Source organism: Elusimicrobiota bacterium (assembly GCA_016722575.1).
Lineage (GTDB): Bacteria > Elusimicrobiota > Elusimicrobia > FEN-1173 > FEN-1173 > JADKIY01.
Genome location: JADKIY010000006.1, coordinates 293,653 through 309,197, shown reverse-complemented (window position 1 = coordinate 309,197; position 15,545 = coordinate 293,653). Strand labels below are relative to the sequence as shown.

The 15,545-nt window shown below is 62.8% G+C and carries 10 protein-coding genes; 3 read left to right on the top strand and 7 right to left on the bottom strand.

The genetic code is table 11. The features are described from left to right. Window positions 1–7: 7 nt before the first annotated feature. The 6 genes from IPP68_11235 to IPP68_11210 form a co-directional block, all read right to left on the bottom strand. Window positions 8–1,360 (bottom strand): capsule biosynthesis protein CapK, encoded by a 1,353-nt coding sequence (locus IPP68_11235; GenBank protein MBL0350928.1) that lies wholly within the window; start codon window positions 1,358–1,360, stop codon window positions 8–10. Further along, a complete protein-coding gene (locus tag IPP68_11230) occupies window positions 1,360–1,956 on the bottom strand; it encodes a hypothetical protein (protein ID MBL0350927.1) in 597 nt (198 codons plus the stop codon). Before IPP68_11230 ends, IPP68_11235 begins: the two co-directional genes overlap by 1 nt. Continuing rightward, window positions 1,953–3,692 carry a VWA domain-containing protein gene (locus IPP68_11225; protein MBL0350926.1) on the bottom strand — a complete coding sequence of 580 codons (1,740 nt, stop codon included), beginning with the start codon at window positions 3,690–3,692 and terminating at the stop codon, window positions 1,953–1,955. Before IPP68_11225 ends, IPP68_11230 begins: the two co-directional genes overlap by 4 nt. Further along, window positions 3,682–4,677, bottom strand: coding sequence for a hypothetical protein (locus IPP68_11220; GenBank protein ID MBL0350925.1), 996 nt, complete (start codon window positions 4,675–4,677; stop codon window positions 3,682–3,684). Before IPP68_11220 ends, IPP68_11225 begins: the two co-directional genes overlap by 11 nt. Then, a complete protein-coding gene (locus IPP68_11215) occupies window positions 4,662–6,251 on the bottom strand; it encodes an AAA family ATPase (GenBank protein MBL0350924.1) in 1,590 nt (529 codons plus the stop codon). Before IPP68_11215 ends, IPP68_11220 begins: the two co-directional genes overlap by 16 nt. A gap of 221 nt (window positions 6,252–6,472) precedes the next feature. Then, window positions 6,473–7,426 carry a hypothetical protein gene (locus IPP68_11210; protein MBL0350923.1) on the bottom strand — a complete coding sequence of 318 codons (954 nt, stop codon included), beginning with the start codon at window positions 7,424–7,426 and terminating at the stop codon, window positions 6,473–6,475. Window positions 7,427–7,668: 242 nt separating this feature from the next. On the opposite strand from IPP68_11210, the gene IPP68_11205 reads away from it, so the two are divergent. The 3 genes from IPP68_11205 (at window position 7,669) to IPP68_11195 (ending at window position 14,396) form a co-directional block, all read left to right on the top strand. After that, window positions 7,669–7,845 (top strand): hypothetical protein, encoded by a 177-nt coding sequence (locus tag IPP68_11205; protein MBL0350922.1) that lies wholly within the window; start codon window positions 7,669–7,671, stop codon window positions 7,843–7,845. Window positions 7,846–8,047: 202 nt separating this feature from the next. After that, entirely contained in the window at window positions 8,048–12,517 is a 4,470-nt protein-coding gene (locus IPP68_11200; GenBank protein ID MBL0350921.1) for a hypothetical protein, read from the top strand. After that, the gene (locus IPP68_11195; protein MBL0350920.1) at window positions 12,432–14,396 is read left to right on the top strand and encodes a hypothetical protein; all 1,965 of its coding nucleotides are present in this window, start codon (window positions 12,432–12,434) and stop codon (window positions 14,394–14,396) included. Before IPP68_11200 ends, IPP68_11195 begins: the two co-directional genes overlap by 86 nt. A 504-nt stretch (window positions 14,397–14,900) precedes the next feature. On the opposite strand, the gene IPP68_11190 is transcribed toward IPP68_11195, so the two are convergent. Next, window positions 14,901–15,320, bottom strand: a complete 420-nt coding sequence (locus IPP68_11190; GenBank protein ID MBL0350919.1) for a DoxX family protein — start codon at window positions 15,318–15,320, stop codon at window positions 14,901–14,903. Window positions 15,321–15,545 lie beyond the last annotated feature (225 nt).

Genomic DNA, 15,545 nt, shown 5'->3' with positions numbered 1-15,545 from the left:
GAGGATTTTACCACAGGGGGCCCCGGGGGTTTTTGATGTCGGAGCGATGGGGGATCACTTTGCCCCCCCGCCGGTCCGCCTCGGTCAGTTTTTCAAAGGACACCCGGACCTTCGACCCGAGTTTCATTTCGAGCAAAGCCCGCAGGGCCGAACGGTGCTCCGCCGGGCTCGGGCATTTAAAAAGGAAAGAGCCGTCGGCCCGCTGGTGCAAGACGTATTGGGAGAGCGCAAGGGCCCCCAGGGCCCGGGCGATGTCGATGGAGGGCACCCGCCGCCCGTCGGACCCGAGATACACCACCGGCGCCCGGCCTTCCAATCCCTTCAGGAACCGGCGCCCGCCCCGCCGAACCAGCGCGGCCCGGTCCCCGGTCCGGTAACGGATCAAGGGCAGAAAATCGTTCCGACCGCCGGTGATCGCCACTTCGCCCCGGCGGCCCTCCGGGACGGGGCGGCCCCGGTCGTCCAGAATTTCCACGAAAACGTCCGGGGGGATGATTTCAAAATCGCCGCCGGTGGAGGCCGCCAGGGGCCGGCACTCCGTCATGGAATAAACGTCCACCACCGGGCAATGAAAAGCCGATTCCAATTTTTTCCGAAGGCCCGCCGACAGCGCCATGGAGGTGCTCACCAGAGCTTTGGGACGGAGCCCCGTTTTCAAATCCAGCAGTTCCTGGAAGGCCACGGGGTCCCCGGTCACGACTTCCGGCGAACAAAACGAAAGATACGTTGCCCGGTCTTCGGGCCGCCGCCAGTCCGAGGGTTTCAAATTCACTTTGACGTAACCGGCTCCGTCCAGAACCGTGGAGCCGCTCACAAAGGTCAGGGCCTTCTCCTGGGCGCCGACCAGGAGCAGGGACACGCCGGGTCCGCCCCGGAGGTCCACCCCCGCCGCCCGGAGCGCCGCCCGCAGCAAGACCAGATACATGGAAGGCACCTCGGGGTGGTACATGACTCCCAGGGGCGCGCCGCTCGTGCCGGTGGTTTCGTAAACCATCAGGTCGTCCAGGGCCCTCCCGTCCGGCACGAAAGCCCAGGGCGTTGCCAGCAAATTCTCCCGGTCGACCGGCGGCAGGTTTTCAAAATCCTTCACCCGCCCGCCCCGTTCGCGGTAAAAGGGAACGCGCTTCAGCCATTCCTCGACTTTCTCCTCGATCCAGGGCGGCAGGCCCTCCGCCGTCGGCCGGCGTCTTTTGATTTGGGACTCGAAGGCCCGGACGCGCCGCAACCCCTCGGCGGTCAGGCGATCGCCGCAGGCGTAATTGAAGCGGGGGGCCGCCGGGTGTTCCCGGTAGGTTTTTAGGGTTTTCTCCAGGGCGGGCGTCAGGAGCGGAAATCGTTCGGCGTCGGTGAGGGCGGCCATCATTCCCGTCCGTATTGGGCCGCGGCTTCTTGGGCGGCTTTCTTTCGCATGGCTTCCAAAACGCTCTTGGCCCGTTCCTGGGCCTGGCGGGAAGCCTCCATCACCCGGCGCAGTTCCACGCTGTCCAGGGCGCCCAACCGGTCCTCGGCCTGGGCCGGGGTTTCCCCCTCGGGCCGGAGGTCCAGGGCCTTCAACAACCGTCGGGCCAGCTCCTCCCGGCGTTCGGGAACGGCCACCGCGTCCCGGGCGGTGAGGACCGACGGCAAATCCCCCCAACCGGATCGAAGGAATTCCGCGGCGGCCGGCGCCAAGTCCCGCCGGTCCCGGAAAAAGGAATCGTTCAGCAACCAGCAGGCCAGGGCCGTGAGACGCAGCCGATCCTGGGCGGTCGATGGTTTTTCCGTTTTCTCCGCCGGCCCCAGGAAGGGCGCCAGGACGGTGGACTCCGCGGGAGGAGCCCCCATGAAATCCAAGGTGTCGTAGACCAGCGCCGCCACGTTCAAGGAACCCGCTCCTCCCCACGGGGGGGGTTCTAGAAAATCCGGCGGGCAGGCGGCCAGCCGACGGGTCAATAGGGGCAGCGACGGAAAGCTCACGGTCGGCCCGCCTTCTCGTAATGGGTCCGGCCGAAGGCCTTGGCAAAGGCCACGAGATCGGCCCAATCCTTGACGGTAAAAATCTTCCACCCCATTTTTTTCGCTTGGTCGTAATGATCGCCGGAGGCGTTGTTCCCCCACAAATTCAAGCACCAGGTGCCGCCGCCCCGGGCCCGGGCCAGGGCTTCGGCCGCGATTTTCAGGCCCGACCGCCGCCACTCGTCGTTCTCGAACATGGTCGTCACCCCGTCGTCGGAAATGACAAGGAGGTGGGCGGGACGGTCCGTGGGTTTTCGATCCCGGTAGGTGCTCCCCAGGAGGGAAATGGGAAAGGCGGTGGACCCGCCCAAATACCCCGTCAAGATTCGAAGGATTCGGTTCTCGTCGCGGACGAACCCTTCGGTGGTTTCAAACTGTCCGGGGCCGCTCCAGAGCGTCGCCTGCACCCGGGCCCCGGCCCGCAGGGCCGAGAGCGCCACGATGGTCCCGGCCAGGGTCAAATAGGACAATTGGGTCTGGGGGTTCGGCATGGAGCCCGAGCAATCGACGTAGAGGTCCAGGTCCAGGGGCTCCGGCGCGGGCGGCGTGCCCTCCATGGTACCGTAGACCCGCTGGCGGGTGGTGACCCCGGGAATGACCCGGGGGCTCGTCATCAGCGTTTCCGACCAATCGATGGCGGAGAGGGACTCCCCCGTGTCCCAGGCGTCGGAGCCCTCGGGCAGGGGGTCTTTCCCCACGGGGGCCTTTCGGGAGGGGAAGGGAATCAGGTGCGGCAGGGCCCGCTCCTTGTAGTAAGCCACGGCGATGTCGTGGTCCGAAAGGGTCAGGCCCATGGACTTTAAAATCTGTCCGTATTCGAAAGGCTCCCGGTACTGGCCGTCTCCGCCGCCCTGGGCGGTGGAGGCCGTCCCCTTTTTCCGGGGAACGCCCCCCAGGGCCGGGTCCTCGGAAGGGTGGGCGGACTCCCCTTCCTCGTCGGGGTCCAGGTCGGAGAGTCCGGCGGGAACGCCGCTCCCGGCCGCGGCGTGGCGCGTGTCGTGGAATTGGGCCATTATTTTTTCCAACTCCCCGCTTTTGTCGCTCAACAGATAGGGAAAACAGAGAGCGCCGAAACGCCCGCTCCCCCGCACCCAATCCTGGGCGTAGGCCCGAAAGAGGCGCGCGCCCCATTGGGCATCGCCTTCCAAAGCGGAGCTTATTTTCCCCCGGGCCAATTCTCCCCGGTTCAACCCCCAGAGCAGTTCGTAGATCCGCATGTACAGGGTCCACAGAGGGCCGGGTTTGCTGGAGGGGTCGGAGAGGACGCGGTAGACGTCGGCCATGCGGAGGCCCGCCTCCCGTTGGAGTCGGTTGTTGATCAGGAGATCGGCGTAGATGTTCGCCAGGTCCCCGGCGTGTTTTTCCAGGGTGGGCAGGGCGGCCCGCAGGCGGGCGATGATGCGGGCCTGGTCCGACAGGTCGCCGGGGCAATAGATGTGGTGCCCCACTTCGTGGCCCATGACTTCCAGGGCGTAATCGTCCAACCCCAGGGCCGCGACGGTTTTTAAATTGACGACGACGCCGTGATCGTCCAACCGGATCATGGCGAAACTTCCCGTGAGTCCCTCCTCCGCCGCTTCCTTTTCGGAAAAGCACCACCGGGGTTCCCTGAGCCGGGCGTAGGGGCTCCAGAGGGCCAGGGCCCTGGGCCAGGCCGCGGCCCAGGCTTCCCGCAGGTTTTCCAGTTTAGTCGACATGGGAATCCCCCGCCCGGGCGAAGACGAACCCCTTGTGGGAATAGGCGCTGGCGACCAACAGCGTTCCCCCCCGGGCCGACTGGGAAAGGGGCGGAATCCCGAGCGGCCAGGGCGCCGATCCATCGGCGTCCGTGATTTTTCCGAATTTCGTTTGAAAGTCCCCGCTCCCCACCGATCGAAATTCCTCGCCGGGAACCGATCGCAGGGTCAAGCCGAAGAGGTCCGCGTCCACCCGCCACACCCGTTTGTCGTCCCGCAACAAAAGCCCGTCGTCGTTTCGCCCCGCCTCGGGCGGCGCCTGGAAGGGCCCGTCCAGGCCCATGAATCCCCCCACCGACCCCACGAGCCGCAGTCGCCGGGGTTCCCCCGGCAGCGGGGCCCAGGGGTCCCGGGCGAAAATAGACCAATCCACGGGCCCGTTGAAATCGCCCATGATCGAACGCTTCAAGTCCTCCGGAAATTCCGTCAGGGCTTTCACCGCCGCTTCCCGGGCCGACGCCACGCCGGACCGCCAGGCGGCCGCCAGGCCCGCCCGGCGAAAAAGGTCCAGGGTCGAACAGTGGGGCCCCGCCCGGCCCAGGCGGTCGATCCAGGGGTCCACCCGGGCGCCGGCGATCCGCGACAGGCTGTGAACGCCGTTGGTCAACGCCGCGGCAGTGCCTCGGGGATCGTCATTGAGGCAGGCGGCCTTCGGCAGAGCTTCCCGCCAGGCTCGGGGCACGGGACCTTCCCCGCTCCCGTCCAAAACACCCCGGGCCAACAATTCCAGGGACAGTGTGATCAGGGGTTCGAGTATTTTTTCGGAAAACAACGTTTGGGCGGCCAGGGCCTCGGCCAGGGGAGAGAGAAAAAGGTGGAAATGGGAATGGAGGACTTCGTCCGTCAACCGGGGACGCCCGCGTCGGAGGACCGCGATGCGGTTGTTGAGGTTGTTCCGTTGGGCGGCCAATACCCCGGCCAGGGGCTCCGCTAACCGCCCTTCCAACGCAGCCATCTTAAATAGTTGGTGTAGCGCTGGTGAAGATATTTCAACTGAAGCACGTCGTCATACATGTGCCCGTAAAATTTGCGGCCCCGGGACCATTCTTCCAGGAGCGATACGATGCGCGCCAGGCGGGCCTGGACTTCCTTATCCTTCAAGCCCTCGAGGCCGGACTCGAACTGGGCGGCCAGGTCCCCCACGGGGTCCTGGCGGTCCAGGTCCAGCCGTTCGTACTCGGCGCAGGCCAGGTCGAAGAGGCGGCGGATCCACCCCACCTTATCGCTTCGAAACACGCCGTGGCCCGGCTGTTCAAAGAAGGGCGCGTCGGGGTTCTGGGTCATTTTGTCGTGGAGCACGAAGGGCATGATCTGGCGCACGTCCTCCAGGGACACCTCGCCGTTCCCCCGGAAAAAAGCCATGGCCTTGGCGAAGACCAGCGCCGTCATGAGGGACCGCACCGACAACCCGTTTTGGGTTTGAAGGCCCAGGTCCTTCAGCCGGTCCTTGCCGGACTCCGTGGCCGCCGCCTGGCGGAAATCCACGCCCGCCAGTTTGAGCGTGTCTTTGGTTTTGTATTCCAACTGTTGCCCGGCGGATTCCATGAATTCAAACCAGCTGACGAAGAACTCCAGCCGCCGGCGCACCGCCGCGGGCACCCCCACGGCCAAAATGCGCCGGTGGGCCTCGTCCAGTTCCTTTTCGGTGAAGATGATCTCCGGCGGCACCACTTCCTCGGGCCGGATGTTGAGCTCGATGCGCTCCAGCAGTTCCTTCAAAAACCGGCTGTTGAAATGGAGCGCCTTGACCACCACGTCGATCCGGTCCTTGAGCGCCTCGATCACCTGATAGGTTCCCCCCCCGGCGTCGTCGTTGGCCGTCAGGTACCAGGCGGCCTCGGGACACTCGAAGGTCTGGTCGAACATCTCGGCGTAGTTCTCCGCCATGACGGTCAAAAGCGCCGACTGGGTCCGGGTGGGGATGCGGTTGTATTCGTCGATGATCTTGATCCGCATGCTCAGCCATTTCCGCCAGGAAATTTGGATTTGGTCCGCGCTCTTGGCCTCGACCAAAGCCGAGGGCAAAGGGTTGCCCAGAAGGTCCGCGATGGTCATTTGGGGCTGGCCGTGCAGGATGGCCCGGCGAAGTTCTTTCAGCGGATAGCCCGCCAGAACGCCCATCAAAACCGCGCTGGCGGTTTTGCCCCGGCCCGGCCCGCCCACGAGCAGACAGCGCTTGCGAACGGCGAAGTTCAACAGGGGCAGGAGGACGAAGCTGGAGTAGCTCTGGTCCGTCGGCAGGGACACGGGGGATTTGCCGTCCCCCATCGTGATCACCGCCGGGGGGGCGTCGTTGTATTCGATGTCGTAGAAGGGGTTGATGATGGCGTGGTTGGCCACCCAAAAGTAGGCCTGGCGCAGTTTCTCGTCCAGGGCCATGCCGGCGGATGGAGCGGGGCCGCCCTCGGCGGCGGGCCCTTGGTAGAGGTCCCCCACGTCAAAGCCCTTGGCCGCGCCTTTTCCCCGGGGGTTGGTGGGCGCTTCGGAAATCTGTCGGTATTGGCTTTCGTCGGAGCTCATGAGGGCCTCGGGGCCGCGGATATCCCCCCGGCACCGCCGGGGTCCTTCGGGCGTTCCATGAAGCATAGACGATAAAAAGGTCTTTTGCGAGGGGGCCAAACCTTTAACGCGAAAGGAAAAAGAGAGGCCCGCTCCGTTGGGAGCGGGCCTCTCTTGGTGCCAAAGAGAAGCGAGGATTTCGGTCGGGATCAACCGCCTTGCGTCACCTCGACCCGGAGCTCCTATTTTTTGGTTTCGGCCAACGCCTGGGCCACGCCCCGGTTGAAGGCCTGAATGCCTTTCAAGACTTCGGCCTTGTACTTGGCCGGGTCGGCTTTGTAGTAGTACGAGCCTTTGACGCTCTTCCAATATTTGCCGAAACCCAGATCCATGTCGCTGTGTTTTTCGTCGGACTTCACGATCTCGCCCACCGCGGAGTCCAGCTGAATCCCCGTCTTGAGAAGCGCCGGGGACGACTGGCCGAGCCGGGCCACCTTCGCCCACCATTGGTAAACGCCGCTCGTCATTTGAACGGCCATCCAAGGCTCCACGCCCACTTCCGCGTAGCGCGAATAATTGGATTTGCCGGTCGTCGACACCTGCGCGAAGCGGATCATCACGTTCGGCACGATGACCACGGCCTTGTTGTCCGCGGAGAGCTTGTACATCGCCTTGGTGGATTTTTGATTGAAGCCCGAGGCCCCGCCGAAAACGTCGAAGTGGTGGACCCACAGGGGGGCGGCCTTGGGCGAGAAGATCAGGAACCCCAGCCCCTTGCCGGGCTTGGCCCCGTCGTACTGGGGGTTGTCCAGGGGCGTCACGTTCTTCCAGGCTTCCGACTGTTGGACTTCCTCCGGGCCGATGATGGTTCGCCCCGTTTTATTCAGTTGGTCCATGAAGTCCGCGAAAGCCGCGTCGGCGATCTCCGCCATCAGAGCCTCGTCCACCCCGCTCAGGGAAACGCTGAGTTTGGCCTTGGCGCCGCCGCCGCCCCCCGAGGAAGCCGCCGCCCCGTCCTGAACCGTGAACCAAACCCGGTAACCCGGCACCACGATGGCCGGGGCTTTGCCCGCCAACTTCATGGGTTCAATGTCCTTGGCCGAAAAACTCTCCGGCGTGGCGGGTTCAATTTTCTTGGCGAAAGACGGCGGAACCACGGTCAAAGCGACCAACAACGCGATCATTATTTTTCTCAAAGGACGCTCCTTCAACACGCGAATGGCCCCCCGTTCCATTCGGGACGGCGGGGATTGCAGAAGCATAATAGATGAACGGGATATTTGCGAGACCCAAGAAGAATCGATCCAACAAAAAGGCCCGCCCCTTTGGGAGGCGGGCCTTTTCATTAAAAGGGCGGCGGTTGCTTGGGAGGAACGGTGACTTTTTTAAGGCAGGGCTTGTCCCCGCCCCCGTGGGGGGAGATAATGAGCGCCGCCGGATGGGCGAAGAAGCCGAGGAGGACCGGAAACCCGCCGAAGAATTCCAGAATTCCCGCCACGCCGAACAGGGAAAAGAGCTTGGGGTGGCCGCCGAATTCTGGCGGGATACCACCGAACCTGTCACAGACCTTCATGCCGCCGAATTGGAGGAAAAACAGGCCGGCGACGACGCGTAAAAGAAAAAACCTCAATTCTTTGGGCGGTGAGAGTTCAGGCGGGTACGCCGATGATGTGGTGAAATGAAAAGCCGACGAAATCTGTCGGGTAAGATTCGGAATATTGCAATTTCGTTACAAGCACTTAAAGGCCATTGCTTGGTTCTTGGTATATAAACTAACCATGCAATTCTTTCAGGTCCAAAGGACAATTTCCGGCGGGATGGCGATGGTGTTTCTGGCCACCAATGGCCTGCTCGCCTATGCGCCGGAGACGAACCTCTGGGCCGAACGCCGCAAGGCTTCCCCGCGACAGGCGCCGGCCCTCCTGGCATCGCGTTCACTGGGCCCCCCATCGGATCTCTCCCTGGCGAGTCAATTCCCGGTCCCCCAAACCTTGGCCCCCTCGCTGTCCCAAAACGTCGCCCGGTCGATCCCGAAAAGATTTCTCCTGGATCGGGCGAAGCTCTTGTCCGCCCTGTCCCCGGCCCACGGCACGATCCGCAAGGTCTCCTTCGGCCCCCGGCCCTCGCCGCGCGGTCCCGTCATCGTCCACATTCAGGACGTGCACAGGAACCCGGAGGCCCAGCGGAACATCCGGGAGGCCGTGCGTTCGTTGATTCAATCGGGCCAGGTGAATCTCGTGGCCCTGGAAGGGGCGGCGGCGGAAATCCGGCTCCAACCCTTCGTGGACTTTCCGAACCGCCAGGCGGTGGAGGCGACGGCCGACCATCTGTTGAAAGAGAACGAGATCTCCGGCCCCATCCACGCGGCGTTGACGGCCCAGGGAAAACTGCCCCGAATCCTGGGGATCGACGACCCCCTTCACTACCAAGCGAACGTCCAGGCCTACCGGGATTCCGCCCCGAAACTGGACGGTGCCCGGGCCTGGGTGAAGGAGCTGAAGTCCGGCATCGAAGCGGAAAAGAAACGGGTTTTTTCGCCGGCCTTGCTGGCTTTCGACGAAAAGGTCAAATCCTACCGCGAAGGGAAAACGTCGCTGGGCGATTACGTCCTCTTATTTTCCTCCCCCCCGCGCGGGCCGACGACTGAACAGATTTCGCTCTTTCAAAAGGCCCTCGCTCTGGAACGATCGCTGGATTTTCGCCAAGTGGAGGCGGAGCGAACGCGGCTGATCGAGGCGCTGACCCCGACGCTCACCAAAGCGGAAACGGACGCTCTCCTGGCTCGTTGCCTGGCCTACCGGTCGGGCCAATGGCGCTACGCCGACTTCTACGCCGGGCTGAAGGACCTGTGCCGAAGGAAAGGCGTCGACCTGACGGCCTATCCCGCCATGGACGAATACGTGAAGTACCTTCTCCTCGCGGACGGGATCGACGCCGAGAAGCTCATGGAGGACCTGGCGGCCGGGGAAAAAGCGGCCTACGCGGCCCTGGCCCGGACCGAGGCGGAAAAGCGCCTCCTCGCGAATTCCCGGCGGGCCTGGCTGACGGGGAAGCTCGTGGATTTCTCCCTGACGCCCGTGGAATGGCGGGAATACAAGGCCGACGCCGTCCCCGGGCCGGCCGCGGCCCGCTCCCTCCCGCCTCTCCCCCCCGCGCTCGCTTCCTTCGAGTCTTTCTATCGGGAGGCCGACGCCCGGGACGAAGCGATGGCGAACAACGTGGGGAAAGCGGCTTCTCCCGGCCCCGAACCGATGGCGGCCGTTCTCGTCACCGGCGGCTACCACGCCGAGGGCATCGCCAAGGCGCTGACGGCGAAAGGGTTCACGGTCCTTTCCTACGTCCCCAAGATCGAAAAAATCGACACCGCCCAGGGCTCCGCCTACCTCTCCGTTTTCACCCAGGAGAAAACCCCCCTGGACAGGCTTTTCGAGGGACAACAACTGTTCCTGGCCAACGAACCCGTCAAGGCCTGCGATGTTCAATTGACCGCGCCCGGCCTCATCGCCGTGGCCGATCGGGCCAAGACGTTCGGCTCGGTTGAGAAATCCTTTCTTTCTCTCCTCCCCCCCGCCCTGGCCGCGCGAATCAAGAAAATCGTCGTAAAAACCTCCGGGGAAGCCACCCGGCTGAACGTCCTTTTTAAAGACGGGTGGGCCTACACCGTGGGATCGACCCCCGGCGATTCTTCGACGGGGCCCCGGTTCGTCACGGAAATCGAAAAACAATCCGCCTTTTCCATCTCCGATGGGATTCGCCGCGCGTTGGCCTTGGTCTTTCCGCTCCGCGGGCCCGGTCCGACGCGCGCCTTTCGCGGTCCCCCGGGCGAAAACGCCGGAGCGGGGGCCGGCTCGGCGATGGAAAGCCCCGGGCCGGAAGGGGTCAACGGGGCCCCGGTTTTGGTCTCCGCGGATTACGTCCCGGGAATCTACCGGGAGAATGAGCTCGGAAATGAATTCTCGGAGGAATTAAACGACAACCGGCAATTCAGCCGGGAATCCATCATCGACCGGCAGTTGACCCTTTTGGTTTTGAACGGGGAGTTGGAGGCGAGCGAAAAAGAGGAAATGAAGAGAAAAGCGGTTGATTTGCTGAGCGCGGCGGAAGGGGCGCCGGGATTCAACCCGACGACGATGGAAAGGGATGTGCTCACCTGCGGCATCGTGAGGGACGTCGTCAAAGGCAACGACGGGTTCAACCCTTTCTCCGTCCGGAACTTGAAAACGAACAACGTCGCCGCGGCCCTTCAAGAAGACGGGATCGCTCTCCGCCAGAGGTTGTTGCGTTTGCTCTATTGCTTTGAGGCTTTAAAGCACCTCCCCAACGAAGAGCTCTACCACGGCGAGGAACGTTCAATCGCGGACAGGCTTCGGGAGAAAGTTCGCTCGTTCGACGACCGGGCGCTCGCCATCGATGCGTTCGAGAGTTATGTCCAACGGGTCGTCCGATCGCCGAAGCCGATCACGGTCCCGGTTTTTCTGGACGACAACGGCGAGGTCGTTTTTGTTTTGAGGTTCATTCTCGACCAGATGGCGATGAACAAGAACCTCCGTTTTGTCCTGGTGCCTCGAAACGGGCAATACCGGGAGGACGCCTCGGTTGACGACGTAAAAAGGATTCTGAATTCGCCTCTTTTCAAAAAGGAAGTTCACTCGGTCGGCGACCGCCTGCGGGTCGTGCCGGGCTGCGCGGGGGACGGCGTCGACGTGCGGAAGTTCTCCCGGGAGCTTGTCGACGTGCTCTTGTCGGCGGACGTCGTCTTGTCCATCGGCCAGATGAACTTCGAAGGGTTGAACACGTTCAAAAAAGACCTCTATTTCTTTTTTGTTTCCATGCACTTGGGACCCAGCGTGGTTTCGGGCGTCCCCACCGGGAAAGGGGTTTTCGCCTACCTGCCGGCCGGAACGAAGGCGTTTTCAACCTACGCCGACCGGCTTTTCCGGCGGTTGCGGTTCGGATCGGGCGTGACGATCCCGGTCGCCGGGCACACCCTCCTTGAAGCCGCCGCCATATCCCCCGAAAACAAAATCAACGAACCCTTTGAGGTTCTTAACGATTCCCCAAAGGGACAAGGCCCAGGGGGCGCTCCAAAACCAGGCCGGGCCACCAGCCGTTGGATGGCGCAGGTTTTCCTGTGGCTCGGGGCCCAATGGGGCGGACCGGACGCGGCCAAGCGCTGGGGCGCCCATTACATGGCCCACGCGCCCGTTTACGAGTGGTCCCTGGGTTTCGGGGCGGCCGCCGCCAACCTTGGGGCGGCCTTCTTCCTGACCGGGTCCGCCTGGGCCGTGGTCCCCCTCCTCCTGACCGCCCTTTTCCTCCCGTCCCACGCCCTCCCCGCCCGGTGGCTCAACGCCGAGGTCGAGGTCGATTGGGTCAAGGCCGGGGTCATGGCCGCCTTCTATTTCGCCCTCGTCGCCGCCGCCCCCCTCTTGGCGTTGGACGCCGGCTGGACCCAGACCGTCCTCCAGGCCGCCGGCTGGGGGCTGGCCCTCTTCCTCCACCGTTGTTTCGATCCGATCGTGGACAAGCTTCCTCAAACCTGGGAATGGATCCAAGGCGTTTCGGGGGCCCTCCTCTCGTGGACTCTCCCGGAGAGGACCAACGCTCCGACAACCCCATCGTTGGCCGAAAGCGAAAAATCCTTGTCCGTTAACGACGGGGCCGGGCCCTCATCCCCTCTGGCCGCCTTTTTACGTCGGATCAAGAACCTTCGACCATCGGCGGGGCTCCCGTTTAACAATCCCATAACCATCGTCCGGGGCCCCGATGGCATTTACCGAGTAACGAACGAGGTTTCGCCTTCCCGGGCGCCCGGTTCGGCGCGGACCGCCCGCGGTCCCCCGGCTGAAAAGGCGGAACCGGAAGCGGTCGACGGAACCTCGGTTTTGGTCTCCAGGGATTACGTCCCGGGAATCTACCGGGAAAATGAACTCGGGAAGACCTTTTGGCAGGAAACCGTCGACAACCGGCAATTCAGCCGGGAATCCATCATCGACCGGCAGTTGACCCTTTTGGTTTTGAACGGGGAGTTGGAGGCGAGCGAAAAAGAGGAAATGAAGAGAAAAGCGGTTGATTTGCTGAGCGCGGCGGAAGGGGCGCCGGGATTCAACCCGACGACGATGGAAAGGGATGTGCTCACCTGCGGCATCGTGAGGACGTCGTCAAAGGCAACGACGGGTTCAACCTTTCTCCGTCCGGAACTTGAAAACGAACAACGTCGCCGCGGCCCTTCAAGAAGACGGGATCGCTCTCCGCCAGAGGTTGTTGCGTTTGCTCTATTGCTTTGAGGCTTTAAAGCACCTCCCCAACGAAGAGCTCTACCACGGCGAGGAACGTTCAATCGCGGACAGGCTTCGGGAGAAAGTTCGCTCGTTCGACGACCGGGCGCTCGCCATCGATGCGTTCGAGAGTTATGTCCAACGGGTCGTCCGATCGCCGAAGCCGATCACGGTCCCGGTTTTTCTGGACGACAACGGCGAGGTCGTTTTTGTTTTGAGGTTCATTCTCGACCAGATGGCGATGAACAAGAACCTCCGTTTTGTCCTGGTGCCTCGAAACGGGCAATACCGGGAGGACGCCTCGGTTGACGACGTAAAAAGGATTCTGAATTCGCCTCTTTTCAAAAAGGAAGTTCAATCGCTCGGCGACCGCCTGCGGGTCGTGCCGGGCTGCGCGGGGGACGGCGTCGACGTGCGGAAGTTCTCCCGGGAGCTTGTCGACGTGCTCTTGTCGGCGGACGTCGTCTTGTCCATCGGCCAGATGAACTTCGAAGGGTTGAACACGTTCAAAAAAGACCTCTATTTCTTTTTTGTTTCCACCCATCCGGGAAACAGCGTGGTCACGGGCGTCCCCACCGGGAGAGGGATTTTCGCCTACCTGCCGGCCGGAACGAAGGCGTTTTCAACCTACGCCGACCGGCTTTTCCGGCGGTTGCGGTTCGGATCGGGCGTGACGATCCCGGTCGCCGGGCACACCCTCCTTGAAGCCGCCGCCATATCCCCCGAAAACAAAATCAACGAACCCTTTGAGGTTCTTAACGATTCCCCAAAGGGACAAGGCCCAGGGGGCGCGCCAAAACCAGGCCGGGCGACCAGCCGTTGGATGACCGCGTTTTTCGAATCCGTCGGCGGCTGGCGGGGCGGCGTGGAGGGGTCCCGCCAAACCGGAGCCCACTACAAGGCCCACGCGCCCGTTTACGAATGGGGTTTAGGACTGGGAACGGCGCTGGCGAACATCGGCGCGGCCGTGTTCTTCGCCGGCACCGCCTGGGCCGTGGTCCCCCTCCTCCTGACCGCCCTTTTCCTCCCGTCCCACGCCCTCCCCGCCCGGTGGCTCCACACCGAAGTCCAGGTCGATTGGGCCAAAGCCGGGATCATGGCCCTCTTCTATTTCGCCCTCGTCGCCGCCGCCCCCCTCTTGGCGTTGGACGCCGGCTGGCCCCAGACCGTCCTCCAGGCCGCCGGTTGGGGACTGACCCTCCTCCTCCACCGCCGGCTTGATTCGAAAGTGGACAAGGGGCCTCCGTCCCCTATTTCCGAAGTGGCCATGGAACAAACCCTGACGGCGGAACAGCGGCGCTTTGCCGCGCGGGTCACGGAGATCGTGGGAGCGAAGCCCGCCCGTTTGGGGGTGGAGGATTATATGTACGGGGCCGCCCGGGCCGCGGTGCGCACGGCGGCGGTGAGCGGCCGCCCGGCGCCCTCGTTGGAGGACCTAAAGGGCACCCCCGTCCTTTTCGTGGACGCCCGGAGCGTGGCCACCGAGAAACAACGGACCGCCTTGGAGGCGTTCCTGAAGGGGAAGCCCAACGCGGTCATTTTCACCGACGCCGACGATTTGTTGATCGCGGGGGCGGACATCCGGGTTCGGCGCGGGGTTTTTTCTTCCCTCCGGACACCCGAAGGGGATCTCCCCTCCGGGGTTGTGGAAGTGGCGCTCGCCGGGCTCGGGACAGAACTGGGAAGCCTGGCCCGCGGCGGAGGCCTTCAATTGTTCCAGACCGCCGCCCTCAAGCTGAACGCCCGTGGAGCCGATGAACCCGTTGCCGAAGCGGCGAATCGGGCCTGGATCCTGTCCGACCTGTTCACCCTCCTGTCTCCGGCTCTCGCCCCGGAAAAATGGGACGACGTCCTTAAAGTCCTCACCGCCATCGCCCGAAGCGCCTGATTTTCGGGTGGAGCCCACGCGCGTCAAAGGGGATGAAGCGAATTAACCTGAATCTCCCGGTGGGGCGCGAGGAACGAGAAGGATAAGGCGGGCGAATTTACGGGCCAAAAGTGCGGGCCCTAGCAGGGACTTCGGAAACATTATTTTGTGAAGAATAAATAACCACGTTTTTCGGCAAATCCCCCAGGCCACTGAAAAAATCCAAGTTAACGGCTGTTGAAAAACCCCCTCGCCCGTCATTCCGGCATGCCGCTGGCCGGAATCCAGGGCTACGGGGGGAAGGCATTCCCTTTCCGACAACCCCCCGGGGGGGGGGGGAGGAGGGGGTTTTTAGAGGCCCCCCAGAAGGGCGGGGGGTCTGGGGTTCAAAACCCCGCCCGCCCGCTGCGCTGGCCGGAATCCAGGGGGTCTTATCCATGGAAGAAAGCATTCAAATCCCGGATAAAACCATTCCGGGAGGACGAACGAAAAGGTTTTTAAGGGGCCTGCAAGAAGAGCGGCGGGTTACTTGGGAGGAACGGTGACTTTTTTACGGCAGAGCCTGGCGTCCAAGCTCCAGTCCCCGCCGCCGTGGGCGGCAAAAAGAAGGAAGATGAAGCACAGCAGGACCGCCGGTTCCCCGTGGTTCTGGATGGGCCAAAAACCCTTGGGCTGGTGGAACATGAAATAGGCCACCGCCATCTGGCCCGAGATGATGAAAGCGGCAGGGCGGGTGAAAAGGCCCAACAGAACCAGAAGCCCGCCGAAGAATTCCAATGCCCCGCCGATGCCGATCAGGGAGAAGAGTTTGGGATGGCCGCCGAATTCGGCGGGGACCCCGCCGAACCAGTCAAAGAGCTTCATGCCGCCGGCTTGTAAAAACAGTAGGCCGGCGACGATGCGCAACAGCAAAAGCGTTAGGTCTTTGGGGCGGTAGGGGTTCATGGGGGGCTCCGTTAGATTATTATTTTACTATCGAAAAAAAGAAAACACGATTTTAATCGATCTAAGCAAACTTTGCCTGTTGCGTCGTTCAATTCAAACTCTTTAAAAATAATCGTTCCAGAGCCGAGTTTCAACAAGCCCATCAATATCTGCCCAACCGATGACAGCATCCTTTTTCGTATCCACGAAAACAAAAAGAGCTTCAACGTTAATTGAATTGGCAAA